This is a genomic window from Desulfonatronospira sp. MSAO_Bac3 (genome assembly GCF_003838035.1).
Classification (GTDB): domain Bacteria; phylum Desulfobacterota; class Desulfovibrionia; order Desulfovibrionales; family Desulfonatronovibrionaceae; genus Desulfonatronospira; species Desulfonatronospira thiodismutans.
This window is the reverse complement of record NZ_QYZY01000043.1, coordinates 1-1,389: the sequence shown is the minus strand read 5'-3', so window position 1 is coordinate 1,389 and position 1,389 is coordinate 1. Positions and strand designations below refer to the sequence as shown.

At 50.0% G+C, this 1,389-nt stretch carries 1 protein-coding gene; it reads right to left on the bottom strand.

What is annotated here, in order from left to right:
* Positions 1 to 523: 523 nt before the first annotated feature.
* A partial coding sequence (locus D5S03_RS01370; protein WP_353745142.1) for a deoxyribonuclease IV occupies positions 524 to 1,389 on the bottom strand: 866 nt, incomplete at its 5' end.

The following is a 1,389-nucleotide window of genomic DNA, read 5'->3' as shown; positions in this document are numbered from 1 at the left end:
CCGTCCGGGCCTACGGTCAATGAAAACTCATCGCTGGATACCGGCATTCCGGCATCATTGGTTGTGGGTTTTCCCTGATTGTCTGCCATGATGTTTCTCCTTTTTCGTTTTTATGGTTTATAATCCAGCATAAATAACTATGTTTGTATATAATTCAATCATTTCGACATGTTGCTTTAACTTGAAATTTTCATTTTTCTACGTACATCACGGTCTTATCTGCTCACCAACGCTTTTCTTTCATACATCTTAAGGCCGGGGGTTCGTTCAAATATCCACTTTCTTATTCAGATTCTCTAAGGTTTGGTTTTGTCCAGCACTAAATGGCTCGCCACAGAGAGGGCAGCCTGAACTCAGGATTTTGTCATTTGTACACGTACTGAGCGCGTGTAAAAATGATTTTTTCAGATGCATGTCAAATGCCAGACTCTTGTATATGCATATTTTTTTCAGAGCTTTTTGTCAATAGATAATCATTACTATTTGCGTTTATTTATGAAAGCTTTAAAAACACGAGTAAACCTTATCTAACCAGTCCCCGCAGGAGGTTCAAGTTTGCCAGGTCCCATTTTCCGGCCTTGTCCTTGGGGGTTTCTATGACCATGGGTACATCATAGAACCGGGGATCGTTAAGGACCAGCCTGAATGGCTCCAGCCCCATTTCACCTTTGCCGATATGCTCGTGGCGGTCTCCCCGGCTGCCCAGCCCATAACTGCTGTCATTCAGGTGAACAGCCTGGACCCGCTGCAGCCCCACAGTACTGTCCAGGTTCTGCATGGTGGCATTGTAGCTTTCCCGGGTGCGCATATCATAACCAGCCGCAAACACGTGGCAGGTGTCGAAGCAGACGCCCAGCCTGTCGGAGTTTTTGCTGGTGCTGATAATGAAATCAAGCTCCTGGAAGGTACTACCAAGGACTGTACCCTGCCCGGAGGTGGTTTCCAGGAGAACCTGAACATCTGCACTTTCCGGACATTGCTGCAGGGCCAGGTCCAGGGCCTCATCCAGGGCCAGGACATATGCCTGCAGCCCCTTGTCCAGGCCCTGTCCCTTGTGCGCCCCGGGGTGTGTTACCAGCCCGGGAATGCCCAGCAGGGCACAACGTTTAAGTTCGCCGGCAAATGCCTGCACCGACTTTTTAAGGATTTCCCTGTCCGGAGAAGCCAGATTTATTAGGTAGCTGTCGTGGGACAAAACAGGATAATCACCCCACTGCTTCAGGGCCTGTCTGAACTGTTCAGCCTCCTGCTCCTTGACGGGCGAGGCCTTCCACTGCCGCTGGTTGCGGGTGAATATCTGCAGGGCTGTACCAGAAAGCCCCTCTATACGTTCTACAGCCCGGTAAAGCCCTCCGGACACGGAGCAGTGTGCTCCCAGATAACGTGCTG